The sequence below is a fragment of the Pseudokineococcus lusitanus genome (assembly GCF_003751265.1).
GTDB lineage: Bacteria > Actinomycetota > Actinomycetes > Actinomycetales > Quadrisphaeraceae > Pseudokineococcus > Pseudokineococcus lusitanus.
The window spans coordinates 72,131-94,075 of record NZ_RJKN01000004.1 but is presented as its reverse complement, the minus strand read 5'-3'; the positions used below and the strand labels follow the sequence as shown (position 1 = coordinate 94,075).

Sequence of the window (21,945 nt, the reverse complement as noted above, 5' to 3'; positions counted from 1 at the left end):
AGGTTGCGGGCGCGGGGTCCCGGATCGGGGCCCCGGGGCCGCCGCCGCGGGGCTCGTCCCCCGGTGCACCGACCGGGACCCATGGTACGGAGCCGACGGGGTGGGGACGGACCGGGCCTGCCGCCGGTCGAGGGATGTGACCCATCCGTCACCCGCGGGTCTGCGAACCTGTCCGCATGAGGACCTCGGGAGAGACGCTGGACCACTTCTGGGCCGTCGTGCCGGCGGGCGGGTCGGGCACCCGGCTGTGGCCGCTGTCGCGGGCCGGCGCCCCCAAGTTCCTCCACGACCTCACCTCCTCCGGCCGCACGCTGGTCCAGTCGACGTGGGACCGCCTCGTGCCGCTGGCCACCCCGCAGCGGCTGCTGCTCGTCACGGGCGAGGTGCACGCCCGGGCCGTCGGCGACCAGCTGCCCCAGCTCGAGCGGGGCAACCTGCTCCTCGAGCCCTCGCCGCGCGACTCCATGGCCGCCATCGGCCTCGCCGCCGCCGTCGTCCACCGCCGCGACCCGGAGGCCGTCGTCGGCTCCTTCGCCGCCGACCACCTCATCCCCGACGCGCGCGCCTTCGGCGGTGCCGTCCGCCAGGCCGTCGCCGTCGCGCAGCAGGGCAGCGTCGTGACGATCGGGATCGAGCCGACGTCGCCGTCGACGGGCTTCGGCTACATCCGGACCGGCGACGCCATGGACGTCGAGGGCGCGCCGGACGCCTTCCGCGCCACCGGCTTCACCGAGAAGCCCGACTCGGCCACGGCGCAGCAGTACCTCGCCACCGGCGACTACCGCTGGAACGCCGGCATGTTCGTCAGCCGGGCCGACGTCCTCCTCGGCCACCTCGAGGCGCAGCTCCCGCAGCTGCACGCCGGGCTCCTCGAGCTCGCCGAGGCGCACGAGGACCTCCCGGCGCACAAGGCCGCCGACGTCGTCGAGCGCGTGTGGCCCACGCTCACGAAGATCGCCATCGACCACGCCATCGCCGAGCCGGTGGCCGCGGCGGGCGGCGTCGCCGTCGTCCGCGGGCGCTTCTCGTGGGACGACGTCGGCGACTGGGACGCCCTCGCCTCCCTCGTCCCCGACCTCGGCACCGGCTCCGCCGTCCGCGTCATCGGCGACCTCGAGCACGTCGTCACCCAGGACAGCACCGGCGTCGTCGTGCCGCGCGGCAACCGCACGGTCGCCGTCATCGGCCTCGACGACGTCGTCGTCGTCGACACCGACGACGCCGTCCTCGTCACGACGCGCTCGCGCGCGCAGGAGGTCAAGCAGGTCGTCGAGGCGCTGCGGGCCAAGGGGCGCGCCGACCTGCTGTGACGCCGCCGGACCTGCCCTCGGGCAGGGGCCGCGCCGCTCCCGCGCGGTAGCGTCGACGCCCGTGAGCACCGCAGGCCCCGCCCCCCGTCGCGACGTCGTCAAGCACCCGGGGGCGACGGCCGGCGACGGCGCGGGGACGACCGCGCCCCCGCCCGCCCCGCCCCGGGACGAGGTCGCCGACGCGGCGGTGCGCGCGCTCCTCGACGAGCTGCTGCCCGACCTCCTGCCCGAGCTCGTGGCGCTGCGGCGCGACGTGCACGCGCACCCCGAGCTGGGCCACCACGAGGTCCGCACGACGACGCTGCTGGCCCGCCGCCTCGAGGCCGAGGGCCTGCGGCCGCAGCTGCTGCCGGGCACGGGGCTCGTCTGCGACGTGGGCGACGAGGACGCCCCGCCCGTCGTCCTGCGCGCGGACATCGACGCCCTGCCGCTCGACGAGCGCAGCGGCCTGCCCTTCGCCTCGACGACGCCCGGCGCCGCCCACGCGTGCGGCCACGACGTGCACACGACCGTCGTGCTCGGCGCGGGGCTCGTCCTCGCCGAGGCGCAGCGCCGCGGCCTCCTGCGGGGGCGGGTGCGCCTGCTCATGCAGCCGGCCGAGGAGGTCACGCCGGGCGGGGCCCTCGAGGTGCTCGCCACCGGCGTCCTCGACGACGTCGTCCGCTACTTCGCCGTCCACTGCGACCCCCGCCTGGACGTCGGGCAGGTCGGGCTGCGGCACGGGCCCATCACCTCGGCGTCCGACCACGTCATGGTCCGGCTCCGCGGCCGCGGGGGTCACACCTCGCGCCCGCACCTCACCGGGGACCTCGTCTACGCGCTCGGCCAGGTCGTCATCGCCCTGCCCGCCGTCCTCTCCCGCCGGCTCGACCCGCGCACGGGCGTCAACCTCACGTGGGGGCGCATCCAGGCGGGCGCGGCGCCCAACGCCATCCCGGCCGAGGGCTGCGTGGAGGGGACGCTGCGCGTCCTCGACGTCGCCGCCTGGCAGGAGGCCGGCGCCATCGTCGAGGAGGTCGTCGCCGGGGTCACGGCGCCGTACCGGGTCGACGCGCAGGTCGAGCTCACCCGCAGCGTGCCGCCCGTCGACAACGACGAGGCCGCCGTCCGCTCGTTCCAGCACGCGGCCCGCGCCGTCCTGCCCGAGGGCGCGGAGGCGCGCACCGAGCAGAGCCTCGGCGGCGAGGACTTCGGCTGGTACCTCCAGGAGGGACGGCCGGGCGCGCTGGCGCGGCTCGGGACGCGGACGCCGGGCGGGCGCACCTACGACCTGCACCAGGGCGACTTCGTCGCCGACGAGGGTGCCGTCGAGGTGGGCGTGCGCCTCCTGGCGGCGGTCGCGCTGCTGGGCTGAGACGGCCGTCCCGAGGCGTGGTCACCCCGACCGGGTGGTGCCCGCGGCCCGGTCGGAGGGCGCCAGGTCACGGATCGGTGACCCGCCCGCGCGCGGCCCTCGGGGCCCCCGCGGGCTGCCTATAGTCCACCGACCCCGCGAGGACACGCCCGCGGGGCCTGCGAGGAGGAACACGTGAAGAACACCGTGCGCGCGGGCGCGCTGGCCGGCGTCCTGGCCCTGGTCGTGGCCGGCTGCGGCGAGCCCCCCGAGGAGACGTCGGGCGCCACCGGCGGCGCCACCTCCGAGGGTGCGTCCGACTACCTCGCCTGCCTGGTCTCCGACCAGGGCGGCTTCGACGACCAGTCGTTCAACCAGTCCGCCCGCGAGGGCGCCGAGGCCGCCGAGGCCGAGCTGGGGATCGGCCTGCAGGAGCTGGAGTCCCAGACCGCGGCCGACTTCGAGCAGAACGTCGACCAGACGGTCCAGCTCGGCTGCGACCTCACCGTCGCCGTCGGCTTCCTCCTCGCGGACGCGACCGCGGCCGCCGCGGAGGCCAACCCGGACCTGTCCTACGCCCTCGTCGACTCCTCGACGGAGCAGTCGTACGAGAACCTCCGCCCCCTCCTCTTCGACACGGCGCAGGCGTCCTTCCTCGCCGGCTACGTCGCGGCGGGCACGAGCGAGAGCGGCACCATCGCCACCTTCGGCGGCCTCCAGATCCCGTCCGTCACGGTCTTCATGGACGGCTTCGTGCGCGGCGCCGAGTACTACGACGAGCAGAAGGGGACGGACACGACCGTCCTCGGCTGGGACGCCGACGCCCAGACCGGCTCGTTCACCGGCGACTTCGAGAACCAGACCAACGGCGTCAACACGACGCAGAACTTCATCGACCAGGGCGCGGACGTCATCCTCCCCGTCGCCGGGCCGGTCGGCCTCGGCGCGGCCTCCGCGGCCCAGGGCGCCGAGGGCGTCCGGGTCATCTGGGTCGATTCGGACGGCTACGAGTCCACCGAGTACGGCGACATCATCCTCACCAGCGTGGTGAAGGAGATCGGCGCCGCGGTGCAGGACTCCATCTCCGCCGGCGTCGACGGCGACTTCTCGGGCGAGCCGTACGTGGGCACGCTCGAGAACGGCGGCGTGGCGCTCGCGCCGTACCACGACCTCGAGGGCGAGGTGCCCCAGGAGCTGCAGGACGAGGTCACCGCGCTCCAGGAGCAGATCGTCTCCGGCGACCTCGTCGTCGAGTCCCCCTCGTCCCCCGGGACGGGCGGCTGACCCACCCACGGCGTGACGGCGCCGACCCGGGGACCCGGGTCGGCGCCGTCGCGCGTCGTGCACACTTCCGAGGGCCCGCGAGGGCCGTCGCGCAGGGCCGCGAGGCCCGTGGAGGAGGACTGACGTGAGGCTCGAGCTCCGCGGCATCACCAAGCGCTTCGGCGCCCTGGTGGCCAACGACTCCATCGACCTCGTCGTCGAGCCCGGCGAGGTGCACTGCCTCCTGGGCGAGAACGGCGCCGGCAAGAGCACCCTGATGAACGTGCTCTACGGGCTCTACCGCCCGGACGAGGGGGAGCTGCTGGTCGACGACCGCGCCGTCACCTTCGACGGCCCCGGCGCGGCGATGGCCGCGGGGATCGGGATGGTCCACCAGCACTTCATGCTCGTGCCGGTCTTCACCGTGGCCGAGTCGGTCGTGCTCGGCCACGAGAAGACCCGCGGGCCCCTGCTCGACCTCGACGCGGCCCGCCGCCAGGTGCGCGAGGTGTCCGACCGCTACGGGTTCGGCGTCGACCCCGACGCGCGCATCGAGGACCTGCCGGTCGGCGTCCAGCAGCGCGTCGAGATCATCAAGGCGCTCGTCGGCGACGCGAAGGTCCTCATCCTCGACGAGCCGACCGCGGTGCTGACGCCGCAGGAGACCGACGAGCTCATCGACATCATGCGGCAGCTCAAGGCCGCCGGGACGTCGGTCGTCTTCATCACCCACAAGCTCCGCGAGGTCCGCGCGGTCGCCGACCGCATCACCGTCATCCGTCGCGGCAAGGTCGTCGGCTCGGCCGCCCCGGACGCCTCGGAGAACGAGCTGGCGTCCCTCATGGTCGGCCGCGCCGTCAGCCTCGGGGTCGGCAAGGAGCCGCCGAACCGCGGGGAGGACCACCTCGTCGTCTCCGACCTCGTCGTGCGCGACGCGCGCGGCGCCCGCGCCGTCGACGGCGTGTCCCTCACCGTCGCGCGGGGGGAGGTCCTCGCCGTGGCGGGCGTCGACGGCAACGGCCAGAGCGAGCTCGTCGAGGCGATGATGGGCCTCGTGCCCGCCGAGAGCGGCTCCGTGCGGCTCGGCGGCCGCGAGCTGCTCGGCCTCGGCGTCCGCGAGGTGCTCGACGCCGGTGTCGGCTTCGTGCCCGAGGACCGCTCGACCGACGGCGTCGTCGCGTCGCTGTCCGTGGCCGAGAACCTCGTCCTCGACCTCGTCCGCACGCCGGCCTACAGCAAGGGGCTGCGCCTGCGACGGGACGCCATCCGCGAGAACGCGACCCGTCGCGTCGCGGAGTTCGACGTCCGCACGACGGGCGTCGACGCGCCGGTCGGCGCCCTGTCGGGCGGCAACCAGCAGAAGGTCGTGCTCGCGCGCGAGCTGTCCCGGCCGCTGGAGCTGTTCATCGCCTCGCAGCCCACGCGCGGGCTCGACGTCGGCTCCATCGAGTTCGTGCACCGCCGCGTCGTCGCCGAGCGCGACGGCGGCACGCCCGTCGTCATCGTGTCCACCGAGCTCGACGAGGTCGTCGAGCTCGCCGACCGGATCGCCGTCATGTACCGCGGCCGGGTCGTCGGCGTCGTCGACGGCAGCACCGAGCGGGACGTCCTCGGTCTCATGATGGCCGGGGTCCCCGAGGACGAGGCGCGCCGCCAGGCGCAGGCCCACCCCACGCTCGCCGAGCACCCGGACGAGCACCCGGACGAGGTCCTCGGGGCCGCGGCCGGGGACGCCCCCGGCGGCGCGCACCGCGCGCCCCGCCCGGAGGAGCAGCCCGGCACCACGCAGGAGGCACCGTGACCACGCAGGACGTCCGGCCCCCCGAGGGCCCCCCGGGCCAGCAGGCGCCGCCGCCCGGCACCGAGCCCGGCCGCTTCGGCGCCGCCCTGGCGTCGGTCCGCGACGGCTCCGCGCTGCTGTCCGTGCTGGCCGTCGTGCTGGCGCTCGTCGTCGGCGGCGTCCTCATCGCCGCGGCCGACCCCCGCGTCCAGGAGACGCTCGGGTACGTCACCGCGCGGCCGTCGGACTTCTTCGCGGCCGTCGGCGGCGCGGTCGGCGGTGCCTACACGGCGCTGCTGCAGGGCGCGGTCGTCGACTGGACGGCCGCCACGCCCGCGCGGGTCGTCCGGCCGATCACCGAGACGCTGACCGTCGCGACGCCGCTCATCGCCGCCGGGCTGGGCGTCGCGCTCGGCTTCCGCGCGGGCCTGTTCAACATCGGCGCCCAGGGCCAGATCGTGCTCGGCGCCGTCCTCGCCGGCTCGGTCGGCTTCATGCTCGACCTGCCCGTGGGCGTGCACCTGCTGCTCGCCCTCGTCGGCGGCGTCGTCGGCGGGGCCCTGTGGGGCGGCATCGCGGGCGGCCTCAAGGCCCGGACCGGGGCCCACGAGGTCATCGTCACGATCATGCTCAACTACGTCGCGCTGCGGCTCGTCGAGTACCTGCTCACGCTGCGCGCCTTCCAGCGCGAGGGGCAGGCCAACCCCATCACGCCGCCCGTGGCGGGCACGGCGGAGCTGCCGCGCCTGCTCGGCGACGGCTTCCGCCTCCACGCCGGCTTCCTCCTCGTGCTCCTCGCGGCGGTCGGCGTGTGGTGGCTGCTCGAGCGGAGCACCACCGGCTTCGCCCTGCGCGCGGTCGGCGCCAACCCGGCTGCCGCCCGCACCGCCGGCATCTCCGTGCCGCGCTCGTACCTCGTCGTCATGCTCCTGTCCGGCGGCCTCGCCGGTCTCGCCGGCGCCGTGCACCTGCTGGGCACGGAGGGGTCGCTGACCGCGGGCGTGGCCGGCTCCTTCGGCTTCGACGCCATCACCGTGGCGCTGCTCGGCCGCTCGCGGCCCGGCGGCGTCGTCGCGGCGGGGCTGCTCTTCGGCGCCCTGCAGGCCGGCGGCGTGGCCATGCAGGCCCGGACCGGGACGCCGATCGACATCGTCCTCGTCGTCCAGTCCCTCATCGTGCTGTTCATCGCGGCGCCGCCGCTCGTGCGGGCGATCTTCCGCCTCCGCGCGCCGAAGGTCGAGGAGTCCCGCGCATGAGCCTGCCGTCCGCCACCAGCACGGCCCCGGCCGCTGCGGGCGCCCCCGCGGCCGACGCCCCGCGGCCGAGCCGTCGCGGCCCCGTCGTCATGACGGTGCTCACCGCGCTCGGCCTGCTGGCCTTCGTCCTGCTCGCCGACGGCGGCACGACGACCCTGTCGCTGGCCTCGGCCCGCGACGTCGTCGCGCTGCCCGACCTCGTCCTGCCCAGCCGCGGTGCGGCCCTCGTCCTCCTCGTCGGCTGCGCCGCCGTGGCCGCCCTCGCGTGGGCGCGGGCCGTCGGTGGGCGGAGGACGCCCTCGTGGGTGGTCCCCGTCTTCGGCGCCCTCTTCGTCCTCGCCTTCCTCGTGTGGGTCGTCACGGGCGCCCGGGTGTCCCTCGTCAGCCTCCTCGGCGGCACCCTCCTGCTCGGGGCGCCGCTCGTCTTCGGCGCGATGGCCGGTGTCGTCAGCGAGCGGGCCGGCGTGGTCAACATCGCCATCGAGGGCCAGCTGCTCCTCGGCGCGTTCCTCGGCGCCGTCGTCGCGTCGCTGTCCGGGACCGCCTACCTGGGGCTCGTCGCGGCGCCGGTCGGCGGCGTCCTCGTCGGGATGCTGCTCGCCGTCTTCACCATCCGGTACCTCGTCAACCAGATCATCGTGGGCGTCGTCCTCAACGTCCTCGTCATCGGCCTCACGAGCTTCCTCTACTCGACGGTGCTGTCGGACAACAGCGGGTGGAACTCCCCGACGGGCCTGCCGGCGCTGCCGGTCCCGGGCCTGTCGCAGGTCCCCGTCGTCGGGCCGGTCCTGTTCAACCAGAACCTGCTCGTCTACCTCATGTACGTCGTCGTCGCCGTGCTGCACGTCATGCTCTTCCGCAGCCGGTGGGGCCTGCGCCTGCGGGCGGTGGGGGAGCACCCGAAGGCCGCCGACACCGTCGGCATCCCCGTGCAGCGCACCCGCTTCCGGGCCGTCGTCCTCGGCGGCGCCATCGCCGGGCTCGGCGGGGCGTCCTTCACCCTCGGCGCCTCCGCCGCGGGGCTCGCCTTCAACCGCGAGATGACGGCGGGCAGCGGCTACATCGCCCTCGCGGCCATGATCTTCGGACGCTGGAGCCCGCTGGGCGCGCTCGGCGCGGCCCTGCTCTTCGGCTTCGCGTCCAACCTGCAGAACGTGCTCTCGGTGATCGGCACGCCGATCCCCAGCCAGTTCCTCCTCATGGCGCCGTACCTCGCGACGATCTTCGCCGTCGCCGGGCTCGTGGGCCGGGTGCGGGGGCCGGCCGCCGCCGGCACCCCGTACGAGAAGTGACCGCGGGCGACGCCGGCGGCGCGCCGGCGGCGGACCGGGTCGACTGGGACGCGCTGCGGGCCGCGGCCACCGAGGTCATGCACCGGGCGTACGCCCCGTACTCGGGGTTCCCGGTGGGCGTGGCGGGCCTCGTCGACGACGGGCGCGTCGTCGTCGGCTGCAACGTGGAGAACGCCGGCTACGGCGTCACCCTCTGCGCCGAGTGCGGGATGGTCGGCTCCCTGCACGCGACGGGCGGTGGGCGGCTCGTCGCCGTCGCGTGCGTCGACCGCTCGGGCACCGCGCTCATGCCGTGCGGGCGCTGCCGGCAGCTGCTGTGGGAGAACGGCGGGCCGACGTGCCTGCTCGACACGCCCGAGGGCGTGCTGCCGATGACGGCGGTGCTCCCGCAGGCCTTCGGCGTCGAGGACCTGCGGACGCGCTGAGGGCGGCCGGAAGGGGTGGGCGGGCCGACGAGGGCCGGGGCGGGGCGATGACCGGGGCGACGACGGGCGCCGACGACGGTGCGGGCAGCCGAGCTCCTGCCGGCCCGCGGCGGCTGCAGCGACGCGTCGTCCGGACGCTCGTCGCCGGCCAGGTCCTGGGCGGCCTGGGCAACGGCGCGACGCTCAGCCTCGGCGCGCTCCTGCTCGCCGAGGTGTCGGGCTCGACGGCGTGGTCGGGCATGGCCGCCACGACGGCCACGCTCGGCGCAGCGGTGCTGGCCGTCCCGCTGGCCCGGCTCGCCCAGGCGCGCGGCCGCCGGGTGTCTCTCAGCACCGGCGGGCTCCTGGCCGTCGCCGGCGGCGCGGTCGTCGTGACGGCGGCCGTGACGAGCGCCCTCGCCCTGCTGCTGCTCGGTCTGCTGCTCATGGGGTCCGGGCAGGCGCTCACCCTCCAGGCCCGCTTCGCGGCGACGGACCTGGCCGCCCCCGCGTCCCGCGGCCGCGACCTGTCCCTCGTCGTCTGGTCGACGACGGTCGGCGCCGTCGCGGGCCCCAACCTCTTCGAGCCCGGCGAGGGCCTCGGGCGGTCGCTGGGGCTGCCGCCGCTCACCGGGGGCTTCGTCGTGTCCGCCACCGCCCAGGCGGTCGGGGCCCTCGTGTACCTCGTGGGCCTGCGCCCGGACCCGCTGCTCACCGCCACGGCCCGGGCCCGGGCCCGGGCCGCCGGCGCCCCCGGCGACGTCGTCGTGCCGCGCCGGGCGGCCGGCGGCCTGGCCGTCCTGCGCAGGACGCCGGCGGCACGCCGGGCCGTCGCCACGCTGGCGCTCGGCCACGCCGTCATGGTCGCGCTCATGGCGATGACGCCCGTGCACCTCACCGAGCACGGCTCGTCGCTCGCGGTCGTGGGCCTGACGATCAGCCTCCACGTGGCCGGCATGTACGCCCTGTCGCCCGTCGTCGGCGCCCTCACCGACCGGGTCGGCGCCCGCGCCGTGGTCCTGGCCGGCCAGGGGCTGCTGGCCGCCGCCCTGCTGCTCTCCCTGGTCGCCGCCGACGCCCACGGCGCCGTCACGGTCGCCCTCGTCCTCCTCGGCCTCGGCTGGTCGGCCGCCACCGTCGCCGGGTCCACGCTCGTGACCGCCGCCGTCGGCCCGCAGGACCGGCCGCGGCTGCAGGGGGTCTCCGACGCGCTCATGAGCCTCACGGGGGCCGCCGGCGGCGCCGTGGCGGGCCCGGTCCTCGCGCTGGTCGGCTTCGACGGGCTCGCCGGGGTGCTGCTCGTCCTCGTGGCCGCCGTGGTCCTGCTCCAGCGGGGCGGGGCCGCGCCGCGGCCGCGCGAGACCGCCGCCGCGACCGCCTGAGGGGCCCGCGGCTGCCGCGGGCGTCGGGAGGGCGCGGGGGAGGGGTCGCCGGACCTGCGGGCGGGCCGGGCCCGCCCGTCGCGGCCCGGGGCGGCGTCCGCCGGCCGGCCGTAGGGTCGCGCGCATGCCCGACAGCCAGCAGCGCACCGAGCCCTTCGACGCCGTCGACGTCATCCGGACCAAGCGCGACGGGGGCGTCCTGCCGGACGCCCAGGTCGACTGGGTGGTGGACGCCTACACGCGCGGCGTCGTCGCCGAGGAGCAGATGTCGGCGCTCGCCATGGCCGTGCTGCTCAACGGCATGACGCGGGAGGAGACCGCCCGCTGGACCGCCGCGATGATCGCCTCCGGGGAGCGGCTGGACCTCTCGGCCGGGCTGTCGCGGCCCACCGCCGACAAGCACTCCACCGGCGGCGTCGGCGACAAGATCACGCTGCCGCTGGCGCCGCTCGTGGCCGCCTGCGGCGTCGCCGTCCCCCAGCTGTCCGGCCGCGGCCTCGGTCACACGGGCGGGACGCTCGACAAGATGGAGGCGATCCCCGGCTGGCGCGCCTCGCTCTCGACGGACGAGGTGCGGCGCCAGCTCGAGGAGGTCGGCGCCGTCGTCTGCGCCGCGGGCGACGGCCTCGCGCCCGCGGACAAGCGGCTGTACGCCCTGCGCGACGTCACGGGCACCGTGGAGTCGGTGCCGCTCATCGCCAGCTCGATCATGAGCAAGAAGATCGCCGAGGGCACCGACGCCCTCGTGCTCGACGTCAAGGTCGGGACCGGGGCGTTCATGAAGGACCTCGCGACGGCCCGGGAGCTGGCTCGGACCATGGTCGCGCTGGGCACGGACGCCGGCGTGCGGACCGTGGCGCTGCTGACCGAGATGTCGACCCCGCTGGGGCTGACCGCCGGCAACGCGCTCGAGGTGCGCGAGTCCGTCGAGGTGCTCGCGGGCGGCGGCCCGGCCGACATCGTCGCGCTCACGCTGGCCCTGGCCCGCGAGATGCTCGCCGCCGCCGGCGTGGACGGGGTCGACCCGGCCGACGCGCTCGCCGACGGCCGCGCGATGGACGCGTGGCGCCGCATGGTGGCGGCGCAGGGCGGCGACCCCGCGGCCGACCTGCCGACGGCGCGGGAGACCGACGTCGTGCTCGCCCCGGCCGACGGCGTCCTCGTCCGGCTCGACGCCCTGGGCGTCGGCGTGGCCGCCTGGCGCCTCGGGGCCGGGCGCGCACGCCGGCAGGACCCGGTGCAGGCCGGCGCCGGCGTCGAGCTCCACGCCAAGCCGGGCGACACGGTCCGCGCCGGCCAGCCGCTCATGACGCTGCACACCGACACGCCCGAGCGCTTCGCCCGGGCGCACGAGGCGCTCGAGGGGGCCGTCGAGGTGGCGCCCGAGGTCTCCCGCCCGGCGACCCCCGACCTCGTGCTGGAGCGCGTGGCCGGGTGAGGCCCGGGTCCCCGCGCCACGGCGCCGTCGACCCGCCGCCGGATCCGCCGCCGGTCCTGCTCGAGGTGCGGCGGCGGGTCGAGGCGCTCGTGGCCGGGCTGGACGACGTCGAGGGCGGGCGCACCGACCGGTGGGACGCCCCGGGCGACCGCCGGGCCGGCGTCCGCGGGTGGGGCGACCGCGCCGTGGCGGCGGGCGGGACCGTGGTGGACGTCTGGTTCGACGCCGACGCCGGTCACCTGCGGGTCGCCGCGACGCCCGCCCGGGGGTGGTGGGACCCGTCCGGCCGCCGGGGCGCCTGGCACGAGTGGCGGGACGCGGACGCGCCCGGCGTCGTCGACGACGTCGTCGGACGCTTCGAGGCCCTGCTCGCGGCGGCGCGGGCCGAGGCCCCGGCCCGGCCACGCCGCGCGCCCCGGCGCCGCGGCGGCCAGGGTGGGGCAGCGCGCCCGGACGGGCGCACGGACCACGGAGGAGCGCACCCTTGAGCGAGCAGACGACGGGCGAGGAGCCCCGCGAGGTCGACGTCTTCGACAACGAGGAGGTCGAGACGGTCCAGGCGGAGCAGACGAGCTACGTGTCGCGGGCCTCCGGCGGGGGCTCGGTGCCCGAGGACCAGGACGAGCAGACGCACCTGCCCGACACCACCGGTACCTCGGGCGGCGACCCGCTCGCGGGCGTCACGGCGGGCGAGGACGGCACGCCGTCCGCCGACGACGCCGTGCAGGGCGACACGGGCCCCGAGCACCCCGGCCAGCACGGCGACGGGTACTGAGGGGCACCTCGACCCCGCACCCGGGCCCGGCCGGCCCGCACGGCTCCCCACGGGCGCCCGTCCCGCCCCTCGAGGGCGTGGGCGGGCGCCCGTCCGTCGTCGCGGGGCACCTCAGGCCAGCTCGACCGGGCGTCCCGCCGTGATGCGGAGGAGCTCCTCGGAGGAGACCTGCAGCGCCGTCCCCGGGCGGCCCGCCGGGGCCCAGAGCCGGGGGTGGGCGGCCAGCGCCGCGTCGACGAGGACGTCGACGACCTCGAGCGCGGCGCGGCCGGCGTCCGCCCCGGGCAGCGGCAGGCCGACGGGCGGGAGGTCCTCCGGCGGGCACCCGCAGAGCCGGACCACCTCGGCGGCGGTGGCGGGGCGCAGGCCCGGCAGGCCGCGGCTCGCCACGAGCCGCACCACCTCGTCCGTGCGCAGGGGACGGGCGGCGACGAGGACGACGAGGACCGCGCGGGTCCGGGCCCGCGGCGGGTCGGCGGGGTCCGCGAGCAGGAGCGCGCACCGCGCCACCGCGCCGGCGGGCGCTCCCACCTCGCGGGCGAGGTCGGCGGCGGAGCCGGGGACCTCGCGGGCGAGGTCGGCGGCGGAGCCGGGCGGGTGGTCGAGGACGACGACGTCCGCCTGCGCACCGACGTCGGCGAGGGCCTGCCGCACGGCGGTGACGACCGGGTCGGCGGCGGCGTCGAGGACGACGGGGTCCGGGGCGGCGGCGTCGGCGGGGGCGCCCGCGGGGGCGCGGGCCGGCGTCGGGGCGGTGGCGACGGGCGCGGCGCCGTCGCCCGCGGGGAGGGCCTCGTCGGCCGGCGTCGGCGCCATCGCCCGAGGCTAGTGGCGCGGCGGACGGCGTGCCCGGTCCGTGCCGGGGGCCGCGGGGAGCGGCCGTCCACCGGTCGCCCGTCCCGTCTTGACGGCTGTCGGTGGTCGGCGCTCTACTTCTCCGTGTTCGAACTCGTGTTCGAACGAGGGTGGTCCGGTCGCGGTGCGGCGGGTCCCGGCACGAGGAGGCAGCGTGGCACGCACCTACGACGACGAGGTGGTCGTCCGCACGACGACGGCCGACCCGCTGGTCGACGAGCTCCTCGCCACCGGGCGGTCGGAGGACGGCGCCGGGCGCCCCGAGCGCCCCGAGGCCTTCCTCTGGCGCGGGCGGCTGCACGTCGTGCGCTCCGTCCTCGGCCGCTGGTACGAGCGGCGCGCCTGGTGGGAGCAGGACCCGCAGCGCGCCGAGGCCGGCGTCCTCGTGGGCGCGGGCTCGCGCGGCCCCTCCCGCACGCCCTCGCTGGACCGCGAGGTCTGGCGGGTCGAGGCGAGCGCCGGGCGGGTGGCCGGCAGCGGCGTCTACGAGCTGTGCCGCGAGGACCCGGCCGCGCCGGGCGGGTGGAGCCTGCGCCGTGTCGACGACTGAGCTCGAGGCCGCCGCCGGTCCCCGCGCCCCCCGCGGCGGCGCCCCCGCCCGCCGGGCGGGCACGCGGACGGCCGGGTCCCGGGCGGCCGCCGCCGGGGCGTCCGCCGCGGGGCCGGTGCTCGCCGGGCAGCCCGCGGCGGCCGCGGCCGACCTCCTGGCCCGCAGCCGCGCCGGGCTGGCCGCGGCGTGGGCCGCCCCCACGCCGGAGGAGCGCTACGTCGCCGCCCACCTCGCCGGCCTGCGGGCCGGGGCCGCGGTCCTCGCCGTCCGCGGGCGTCCCCGCCGGGGCGTCGGCCTCGGCGTGTGGCAGGTGCTGCCCCGGGTCGCCCCCGAGCTGGAGGACGCGGCGCTGCGGCTCGCCGCCGGCGCACGCCGCCGCGCCGCCGTCGAGGCCGGACGCACCGGCGTCGTCACGGCGCAGGACGCCGAGGAGCACCTGCGGGAGGCCGAGGCGTTCGCCGGTGCCGTCGCGGCCGTCCTCGGGCTGCCCGTCGCGCTGCCGCTGCCCCTGCCCGCCGCCGGGGCGGTCCCCGTCGGCGCGGGGCGCTGAGGCGTGGCCTTCCCGCACCTGCGCGTTGCCTCGGGGTACTCCCTGCGGCACGGCGCCTCGAGCCCCGACGCGCTCGTGGCCCGGGCGGCCGAGCTCGACCTCGACACGCTCGCGCTCACCGACCGCGACGGCCTCTACGGCGCCGTCAAGCACGTCACCGCCTGCTCCGAGGCGGGCATCGCCCCCGTGCTGGGGGTCGACCTCGCCGTCGAGCCCTCCGGCCTGGCCGGCGGGCTCCCCGCCTGGGCGGACCCGGGGCGCGGCGTCCGCGAGGGGACGGGCGGCCCCGCCCGGGGCGGGGCGGCGGTCGACGCCCGCCTGCCGCGCGTCACCGTCCTCGCGCACGCGGGCGGCACCGACGCCGACGGGCGACGGGTCGTGCGCGGCCGACGGGCGTCCGGCGAGGTCCTCGGGGCGGGGGAGGGGTGGGCCGCGCTGTGCCGCCTCGTGTCGGCCACCCACCTGCGCGGGGAGCGCGGCACGCCCGTCACCACGCCCGCCCTCCTGGCCGCGCACGCCGAGGGCGCCCGCACCGGCGCCCCGGCGCTCACGGTGCTGCTCGGGCCGGGCTCCGAGGTCGGGCGGGCGGTGCTCGCCCGCCGCGACGACGTCGCCCGCGCGGTCCTCGCGCGCTGGTACGACCTGCTGCCGCTGGGGTCCCTGGCCGTCGAGGTGGTCTGCCACGACGGCCCGCCGGGGACGCCGGGGAGCCTGCTGCACGCGGGCCGCATGCTCGCGCTGGCCCGCTCGGCCGGCCTGCCGGCGGTGCTCACCGGCGCCGTCCGCTACGCCCGCCCCGAGGGGGCCCGCACCGCCGACGTCCTCGACGCCGTCCGCCGGCTCGTGCCGCTGGACCTGCGGCACCTCGACCGCACGAGCGCCCGCGGGCACCTCACCGGCACCGCCGCCATGACGGAGGTCGCCGCGCGGGTCGAGGCCGCCGCCGGGGACGCCGGGCCCGGCCCGTCGGGCGCCCCCGGCGGCACGCTGCTGCGGGACACCGAGGCGCTTGCCGCGCGGTGCCGGCTCGACCCGGCGGCGGACCTCGGCATCGGGAAGGTGCACCTGCCCGAGGCGTCGGTGCTCGGCGTCGAGGGCGACCTCGACGCCGCCCTGCGCGCCCGGTGCGAGGGCGCCGTCGGCCGCCGCTACCCGGGGGCCTCCGCGGCGCTGCTGCGGCAGGTCACCGAGCGGCTGGACGACGAGCTCGAGGTCGTGCGGCGGCTCGGCTACCCGTCCTACTTCCTCACGGTGGCGCAGGTCTGCGACGAGATCCGCGGCCTCGGCGTCCGGGTGGCCGCCCGCGGCTCCGGCGCCGGGAGCCTCGTCAACCACCTGCTCGGGGTCTCCGGCGTCGAGCCGCTGTCCCAGGGGCTGCTCATGGAGCGCTTCTGCACCGTCGAGCGGGCGCAGCTGCCCGACATCGACGTCGACGTCGAGTCCGCGCGGCGCGAGGAGGTCTACGCCCGCGTCGTCGAGCGCTTCGGCGGCGAGCGGGTCAGCGCCGTCTCGATGATGGACACCTACCGGGTCCGCCACGCGGTGCGCGACGTCGGCGCGGCCCTCGGCATGCCGCCCACGGAGATCGGCGCCATCGCCACGGCCTTCCCGCACGTGCGGGCCCGGGACGCGCGCGCCGCCGTCGCCGAGCTGCCCGAGCTGCGCGCCTCCGGGCTCGGCCACGAGCGGCTGGCGCTGCTGCTCGACCTCGTCGAGGACCTCGACGCGCTCCCGCGCCACGTCGCGCTGCACCCGTGCGGGGTGCTGCTGTCCGACGCCGGGCTGGGGGACCGCACGCCGGTGGAGGCCAGCTGGGCCGGCTTCCCCATGAGCCAGTTCGACAAGGACGACGTCGAGGTCCTCGGGCTGCTCAAGCTCGACGTCCTCGGCATCCGCATGCAGTCGGCGATGGCGCACGCCGTCGCGGAGGTGGAGCGGGTCGACGGGCCCGCGGCGGTCGCGGCGGGCGGGCACGCGCCGGACGCGCCGTACCTCGACCCGGCCACCGGCCGCATCGACCTCGACGCCGTGCCCCTCGACGACGAGCGCACCTACCGGCTCGTGCGCTCCACCCGCACCCTCGGGTGCTTCCAGATCGAGTCGCCGGGCCAGCGCGAGCTGGTCGGCCGCTTCGCCCCGCAGGACTTCGCCGACCTCGTCACCGACATCTCGCTGTTCCGGCCCGGGCCGGTGAAGTCGGACATGATCACGCCCTTCCTCCGGGCCCGGCAGGGGTGGGACCCGCCGCAGCACGTCCACCCGCTCGTGGACCCGGCGCTGGCGGAGACGTGCGGCGTGGTCGTCTTCCACGAGCAGGTCATCCGGCTCGTCGCGTCCACCACCGGGGTCTCCCTCGCGGAGGCCGACGAGGTGCGCCGCCGGCTCGGCACGAAGGAGGGGCAGGCCGAGGTCCGCGAGCAGTGGTTCCCCCTCGCCGCCGGGCGCGGGCTGGAGGGGGCCGTCGCGGAGCGGGTGTGGGACGTCCTCGCCGCCTTCGCGTCGTTCGGGTTCTGCAAGGCGCACGCCGCGGCGTTCGCCCTCCCCACCTACCAGTCGGCCTGGCTGAAGACCCACCACCCGGCGGCCTTCCTCGCCGGGGTGCTCACGCACGACCCCGGCATGTACCCCAAGCGGCTCGTCCTCGACGACGCCCGCAACCTCGGCATCGCGGTGCTGGGCCTCGACGTCAACGCATCCGACGCCGTCTACCGGGTCGAGCGGGTCGAGGTGCCCGAGGGCACCCCGCCGCCGGCGCCGGTGGTGGGCGCCTCGCCCGCGCCGCCGGCGCTGCTGCCCGGCCCGTCCGCCGCGGGGGCCGACGACGCCCCCCGCGTCCCGGTGCCCGGGCGCGACGGCGAGCCGCCGTGGCGCGGTGCGGGGCTGCGGACCGACGCGGCCGTCCCCGACGCCCGTGGCTACGGCATCCGCCTGTCGCTCACCGACGTCAAGGGCATCAGCGACGCCGAGGTGGCCCGCGTCGTCGCCGGGCGTCCCTACGACTCCCTGGCCGACCTCTGGCAGCGGGCCCGGCCCACGCGGCCGGTCGCCGAGCGGCTCGTCCTCGCCGGGGCCCTCGACGCCGTCCACGGCATCGGTGCGGCCCCGGCCCGCCGCCGCGGGACGACGACCCGGCGCGACCTGCTCCTCCAGCTCGGCGAGCTGGAGCGGTGGACCCGCGGCGCCGAGCGGGCGTCGCGCCGCGTGGCTCCCGGCGGGCGCCGCGGACGGGCGGCCTCGTCGGGGGCGGACCTCCCGGTCCCGGGGCGGTCGACGGGGCGCGGTGCCGGGGGCCGTCGGGGAGCGGCCCCCGGCACCCCGCCGGCGTGGACCAGCGGGTCCGGCCGGGGCGACCGGCCCGACGGGCCGGCCGGGCCCCTCGTCGACCCCGGGGCCGGCGGCGCGCTCGACGTCGCCGCGGCCGCCGCGCGCCAGTCGCAGGCGGCCGCGCCGGTGCGCCCGGAGGGCGAGCACGAGGTGCAGCTCGCCCTCGACGTCGGCGGGCCCGCCGACGCCGCCCCCTCGGGCCTGCCCGAGATGACGCCGGGCGAGCGGGTCCGGGCGGAGCTCGAGGTGCTCGGCCTGGACGCCAGCGCGCACGTGCTCGAGCTGTACGGCCCGCTGCTGCGGGTGCTCGGCACCACCGGCTCGCAGCAGCTGGCCGGCCGGCGGACGCGCAGCGAGCTGCTCGTCGCGGGGGTCAAGGTGGCCACGCAGACCCCGCCGATCCGCTCGGGGCGGCGGGTCGTCTTCCTCACGCTCGACGACTCCACCGGGCCGGTGGACGCGACCTTCTTCGAGGACGTCCAGGGCCCCTACGCCGCCACGGTCTTCGGCTCCTGGCTGCTCGTCGTCCGGGGGGTGCTGCGCCGCACCGGGCCGCGGGGGGTCTCGCTGCGCGCCACGGGCGCGTGGGACCTGCCCACGCTCTGGGCGGCCTGGTCGGCCGACGGCGAGGAGGGCCTGCACCGGGCCATGCGTCCCGTCACGGGCGAGGTGGTGCCCGACGAGGCGGCCGTCGTCGGCGCGGCCGGGTCGCGCGCGCTGCGGCCGGTCATGGCGCGCAGCACCGACCTGGCGCCGGCGGCCGGCCGGTGGGTCGGCGTCGAGCAGCGCACCGGGCGGACGGTCGGCACCGGCCGCGACGACGGCGCGCTCACGTCGCTCGACGGGCCCAGCCGGGCCGCGGGGGCGGAGGCCGAGCGGCGCGCGGCGGCGGCGTTCCGCCGGGCCGTCGCCGTGGCGGCGCGCTCGGCCGCGGCCGCGGAGGTCGTGGCCCAGGCGGAGGAGGAGGCCGCCGCGGCGGCCCTGCGGCCCGCGGCCACCGGGACGGACGGCCCGTCGGCCACGGCGCCCCGGACACGTCGGGTGCTCGTGCACGCCAGCGGGTTCCGGCAGTCGCCGTACAGCGACATCGCCCCGCCGGGCGGGGACGTCCGCGACACCCGCGGCATGGCCCGCGGCGGCCGGACGGTCCCGCCCGGCGGGGCGGCGGCGCGGCCGGCGGCCCCGGCCGCCGTGCGGGGCGCAGCCGGCGCCGCGCCGCGCAAGCTGTGGCACTCCAGCCAGGGGAGCTCGGGCCGGTGAGCGCCGCGGCGCGTGCGCTCCCGTCGGTGCGCGAGGTCCTCGCGGCGCCCGTCCGGTGCCCCGCGACGGCGGAGGGCGCGGCGGTGCGCCCCGGCGCGGGCGCACCGCCGTCCCCCCGGACCCGTGCACGGGTCGGCCCGGCGGGCGACCTCGGCGCCGGGTCGCCGTCGGCACCGGTCACTAGGGTGGCGAAGGCCGACGACCCGGAGGAGGGCCCCGTGCCAGCCGACGCAGCACCCGACCCCGCCCACCACGCCGACGCCGACGCCGCCGACCCGGCCGCGCCCGGCGCCGCCGCCGCTCCCGCCCGTCGGGACGGGCGGCGGACGAGGGGCGCCCACCCCGTCGTCGCCGAGGGGGTGGCCGAGCTCCTCGCCGCCGCCGGCGGGCCCGGCTCCCGCGCCGGCCTCGCGGTGCTCGACCTCGGCGGCGGCACGGGCGGTCTCGCCGTCGGCCTGGCCGAGGCCGGGCACGACGTCGTCGTCGTCGACCCCAGCCCCGACGCGCTGGCCGCGCTGGCCCGCCGGGCCGACGAGGTGGGGGTGGCCGGGCGGCTCACGGGCGTCCAGGGCGACACCGACGACCTGGCCGAGCACGTGGCCGACGCCAGCGTCGACCTCCTGCTGTGCCACGGGGTCCTCGAGGTCGTCGACGACCCCGAGCAGGCGCTGCGCGCGTGCCGCCGCGCCCTGCGGCCCACGGGCCGCCTCAGCGTCCTCGTCGCCGGGCGCGGCGGGGCCGTGCTGGGGCGGGTGGCCTCGGGGCACCTGCCCCAGGCCCGTGCGCTCCAGCAGGACCGCGACGGCCGGTGGGGCCCGCAGGACCCGCTCCAGCGCCGTTTCGACGCCGACGGGGCCCGCGACCTCCTCGCGCGCGTCGGGTTCTCCGTCCTGCGGACCGAGGGCGTCGGCGTCCTCGCGCCGCTGGCCCCCCGGCACGGCCCGGACCTCGACCCGTCGGCCGCGCGGGTCCTCGCCGCCCTCGAGCAGGACGCCGCGCGCGACCCGGCGCTGCTCGGGGTGGCGGCGGCCCTGCACCTGCACGCCGCGCCCGTCTGACCGTCGCCCGGAGCCCGGGCCCACCCGCACCGCCGCACCACCCGCACCGCCGCACCACCGGAGGAGGACGCCGCCGTGGCCCGCTCGCAGCTCGACCGTGGGCCCCACGCCGCCTACCCCCACGGCACCGGCCGACCCGGCGGCGGGCCCGTGGCGGGCCCCGACGCGGACGACACCGGCTGCACCGTCCTCCACGTCGACATGGACGCCTTCTACGCGTCGGTGTCGCTGCTCGACCACCCCGAGCTCGTCGGGCAGCCCGTGGTCGTCGGCGGCTCCGGCGGTCGGGGGGTCGTCCTCTCCGCGACGTACGAGGCCCGTGCCCTCGGGGTGCACTCGGCCATGCCCATGGGGCGGGCCCGACGTCTCGCGCCCCACGCCGTCGTCCTCCCGCCCGACCACCGGCGGTACGCCGAGGTGTCCGCCGGCGTCATGGAGGTCTTCCGCTCCACCACCCCCGACGTCGAGCCGCTCAGCGTCGACGAGGCCTTCCTCGACGTCCGCGGCTCGATGCGCCGCCTGGGCACCCCGCGGCAGATCGCCGGGCAGATCCGTGCGCGGGTGCTCGACGAGCAGGGCGTCACCTGCTCCGTCGGCGTCGCGACGACGAAGTTCGTCGCCAAGCTCGCCTCGTCGCGCTGCAAGCCGGACGGCCTGTGCGTCGTGCCGGCCGACGGCGTCGTCGAGTACCTGCACCCGCTGCCCGTCGGGGCGCTGTGGGGCGTGGGGGAGAAGACGGCCGAGCACCTCGAGCGGCTCGGCCTGCGGACGGTCGGGGACGTCGCCCACACCCCGCGGACGACCCTGCTGCGGGCGCTCGGGGAGGCCACCGGGGCGCACCTCGCGGCCCTGGCGTGGGGACGGGACCCGCGGCCCGTCGTCGGCCGCCCGGCCGAGAAGAGCATCGGCGCGGAGGAGACCTTCTCCTCCGACGTCGACGACGAGGCCGTCGTCCTCCGCGAGGTCCTGCGGCTGTCCGAGCTGACGGCCGCCCGGCTGCGCGCCGGCGGCCTCGTGGCGCGCACGGTCGTGCTCAAGGTCCGCTTCGCCGACTTCGCCACCATCACCCGCTCGCGGACGCTCGACGAGCGCACCGACGTGAGCCGCGAGGTGTACGGCGCGGCCCGGGCGCTGTGGGAGGCGCTGCGCCTCGACCGCGCGCGCATCCGGCTGGTCGGGGTCCGCGTCGAGGGCCTGTCGTCGGCGGCGTCCGCCCACCACCAGATGCGGCTGGACGACCGGGACCGCGGCTGGCGGGAGGCCGACCGCGCCACCGACCGCGCCACCGCGCGCTTCGGCTCCGCGAGCGTGACGTCGGCCAGCCTCCTGCGCGGACGGCGCGGCGACCCCGGCTCGTCCGGCGTCCGGCCCGCCACGCGCCCCGAGGTGTGACCCACGCCACTGCCCTCTCGGCCTGGCCTGGACGCGCCGCCCCACGTCCGGCGGCTCGCAGGAAGATCGTGGTAGACCCGGCTTTCGCACGTGCCGACCGCGACCTATCCTCGTGGTGGACGTCCCGCGTCGCGGATACGTCGTCTTCCCCGGGAGGTCCTGTGCCGCTGTCCGAGCACGAGCAGCGCCTGCTCTCGCAGATGGAGCAGCAGCTCCTCAACGACGACCCGAAGTTCGCGTCGGCGATGAAGGGCAGCACCCGCCGTGCCGCCTCCGCCGGCCGCTTCCTCCTCGGGGGGGCGGGCATCCTCGTGGGGATACTCCTGCTCGTCGTCGGTGTCGCGACCCAGCAGGTGGCCGTCGGTGTCATCGCGTTCGTCCTCATGCTCGTCGGGGCCGGCTACGCCATCTCCACGCCGAAGCGCGGCGCGGGCGGGCCGGTCGGCGTCGTCCGGCCCGACGGCACCCCCGGCCCCCGTCCCGCGGGCGGTGCCCGCCCCACCGGTCGCCGCGCCCGCCCGGCCGGCCCCGCCGCCGGCGGCTCCTTCATGCAGCGCATGGAGGAGCGGTGGCAGAAGCGCCGCGACGAGGGCGGCGGGCGCTAGGCCCACCCTCACCAGCCCTCGGAGCCCCCCGTCCGCCGCGGACGGGGGGCTTCGTCGTCCCCCGTCCGGGCTATCGGTCCTCGCCCGCCGGGAGGTGCCGACCGCGACCTGCCGGGAG

At 78.2% G+C, this 21,945-nt stretch carries 18 protein-coding genes; 17 read left to right on the top strand and 1 reads right to left on the bottom strand.

All coding sequences use genetic code 11. From position 1 onward, the window contains the following. Window positions 1-176: 176 nt before the first annotated feature. From EDC03_RS08570 to EDC03_RS08520, 11 genes are all read left to right on the top strand, one after another. Window positions 177-1,310: a mannose-1-phosphate guanylyltransferase gene (locus EDC03_RS08570; protein ID WP_123379825.1), complete on the top strand. Its 1,134-nt coding sequence runs from the start codon at window positions 177-179 to the stop codon at window positions 1,308-1,310. A gap of 61 nt (window positions 1,311-1,371) precedes the next feature. Continuing rightward, a complete protein-coding gene (locus tag EDC03_RS08565; protein WP_241967105.1) occupies window positions 1,372-2,664 on the top strand; it encodes an amidohydrolase in 1,293 nt (430 codons plus the stop codon). A 174-nt stretch (window positions 2,665-2,838) separates the two neighbouring features. After that, window positions 2,839-3,927 carry a BMP family lipoprotein gene (locus EDC03_RS08560; protein WP_123379824.1) on the top strand — a complete coding sequence of 363 codons (1,089 nt, stop codon included), beginning with the start codon at window positions 2,839-2,841 and terminating at the stop codon, window positions 3,925-3,927. Window positions 3,928-4,051: 124 nt separating this feature from the next. Next, complete coding sequence (locus EDC03_RS08555; protein ID WP_123379823.1) at window positions 4,052-5,707, top strand: ABC transporter ATP-binding protein; 1,656 nt, start codon at window positions 4,052-4,054, stop codon at window positions 5,705-5,707. Further along, on the top strand, window positions 5,704-6,942 hold the full coding sequence (locus EDC03_RS08550) for an ABC transporter permease (RefSeq protein ID WP_123379822.1): 1,239 nt from the start codon (window positions 5,704-5,706) through the stop codon (window positions 6,940-6,942). Before EDC03_RS08555 ends, EDC03_RS08550 begins: the two co-directional genes overlap by 4 nt. Then, a complete protein-coding gene (locus tag EDC03_RS08545) occupies window positions 6,939-8,234 on the top strand; it encodes an ABC transporter permease (protein WP_123379821.1) in 1,296 nt (431 codons plus the stop codon). Before EDC03_RS08550 ends, EDC03_RS08545 begins: the two co-directional genes overlap by 4 nt. Next, a complete protein-coding gene (locus EDC03_RS08540) occupies window positions 8,231-8,659 on the top strand; it encodes a cytidine deaminase (RefSeq protein WP_123379820.1) in 429 nt (142 codons plus the stop codon). The genes EDC03_RS08545 and EDC03_RS08540 overlap by 4 nt, the downstream gene beginning before the upstream one ends. A 47-nt stretch (window positions 8,660-8,706) precedes the next feature. Beyond that, window positions 8,707-10,020, top strand: a complete 1,314-nt coding sequence (locus EDC03_RS08535) for an MFS transporter (RefSeq protein ID WP_123379819.1) — start codon at window positions 8,707-8,709, stop codon at window positions 10,018-10,020. Window positions 10,021-10,144: 124 nt separating this feature from the next. Further along, window positions 10,145-11,458 carry a thymidine phosphorylase gene (locus tag EDC03_RS08530; RefSeq protein ID WP_123379818.1) on the top strand — a complete coding sequence of 438 codons (1,314 nt, stop codon included), beginning with the start codon at window positions 10,145-10,147 and terminating at the stop codon, window positions 11,456-11,458. After that, entirely contained in the window at window positions 11,455-11,946 is a 492-nt protein-coding gene (locus tag EDC03_RS08525; RefSeq protein ID WP_123379817.1) for a hypothetical protein, read from the top strand. The genes EDC03_RS08530 and EDC03_RS08525 overlap by 4 nt, the downstream gene beginning before the upstream one ends. After that, complete coding sequence (locus EDC03_RS08520) at window positions 11,943-12,233, top strand: hypothetical protein (protein ID WP_123379816.1); 291 nt, start codon at window positions 11,943-11,945, stop codon at window positions 12,231-12,233. The genes EDC03_RS08525 and EDC03_RS08520 overlap by 4 nt, the downstream gene beginning before the upstream one ends. A gap of 111 nt (window positions 12,234-12,344) precedes the next feature. Here EDC03_RS08520 and EDC03_RS08515 read toward each other — a convergent pair whose 3' ends face one another. Further along, entirely contained in the window at window positions 12,345-13,049 is a 705-nt protein-coding gene (locus EDC03_RS08515; protein WP_123379815.1) for an aminoacyl-tRNA deacylase, read from the bottom strand. Window positions 13,050-13,242: 193 nt separating this feature from the next. On the opposite strand from EDC03_RS08515, the gene EDC03_RS08510 reads away from it, so the two are divergent. From EDC03_RS08510 to EDC03_RS08485, 6 genes are all read left to right on the top strand, one after another. Continuing rightward, complete coding sequence (locus tag EDC03_RS08510) at window positions 13,243-13,638, top strand: DUF6504 family protein (protein ID WP_199720081.1); 396 nt, start codon at window positions 13,243-13,245, stop codon at window positions 13,636-13,638. Continuing rightward, entirely contained in the window at window positions 13,625-14,188 is a 564-nt protein-coding gene (locus EDC03_RS08505) for an SAV_6107 family HEPN domain-containing protein (RefSeq protein ID WP_123379814.1), read from the top strand. The genes EDC03_RS08510 and EDC03_RS08505 overlap by 14 nt, the downstream gene beginning before the upstream one ends. A 3-nt stretch (window positions 14,189-14,191) precedes the next feature. Further along, complete coding sequence (locus EDC03_RS08500) at window positions 14,192-18,772, top strand: PHP domain-containing protein (RefSeq protein ID WP_123379813.1); 4,581 nt, start codon at window positions 14,192-14,194, stop codon at window positions 18,770-18,772. Window positions 18,773-18,990: 218 nt separating this feature from the next. After that, window positions 18,991-19,830, top strand: coding sequence for a methyltransferase domain-containing protein (locus tag EDC03_RS08495; protein ID WP_199720080.1), 840 nt, complete (start codon window positions 18,991-18,993; stop codon window positions 19,828-19,830). 75 nt (window positions 19,831-19,905) lie between these two features. Then, window positions 19,906-21,222 (top strand): DNA polymerase IV, encoded by a 1,317-nt coding sequence (gene dinB / locus EDC03_RS08490; protein WP_241967104.1) that lies wholly within the window; start codon window positions 19,906-19,908, stop codon window positions 21,220-21,222. 161 nt (window positions 21,223-21,383) lie between these two features. Beyond that, the gene (locus EDC03_RS08485) at window positions 21,384-21,827 is read left to right on the top strand and encodes a DUF3040 domain-containing protein (protein ID WP_123379812.1); all 444 of its coding nucleotides are present in this window, start codon (window positions 21,384-21,386) and stop codon (window positions 21,825-21,827) included. Window positions 21,828-21,945: the final 118 nt, after the last annotated feature.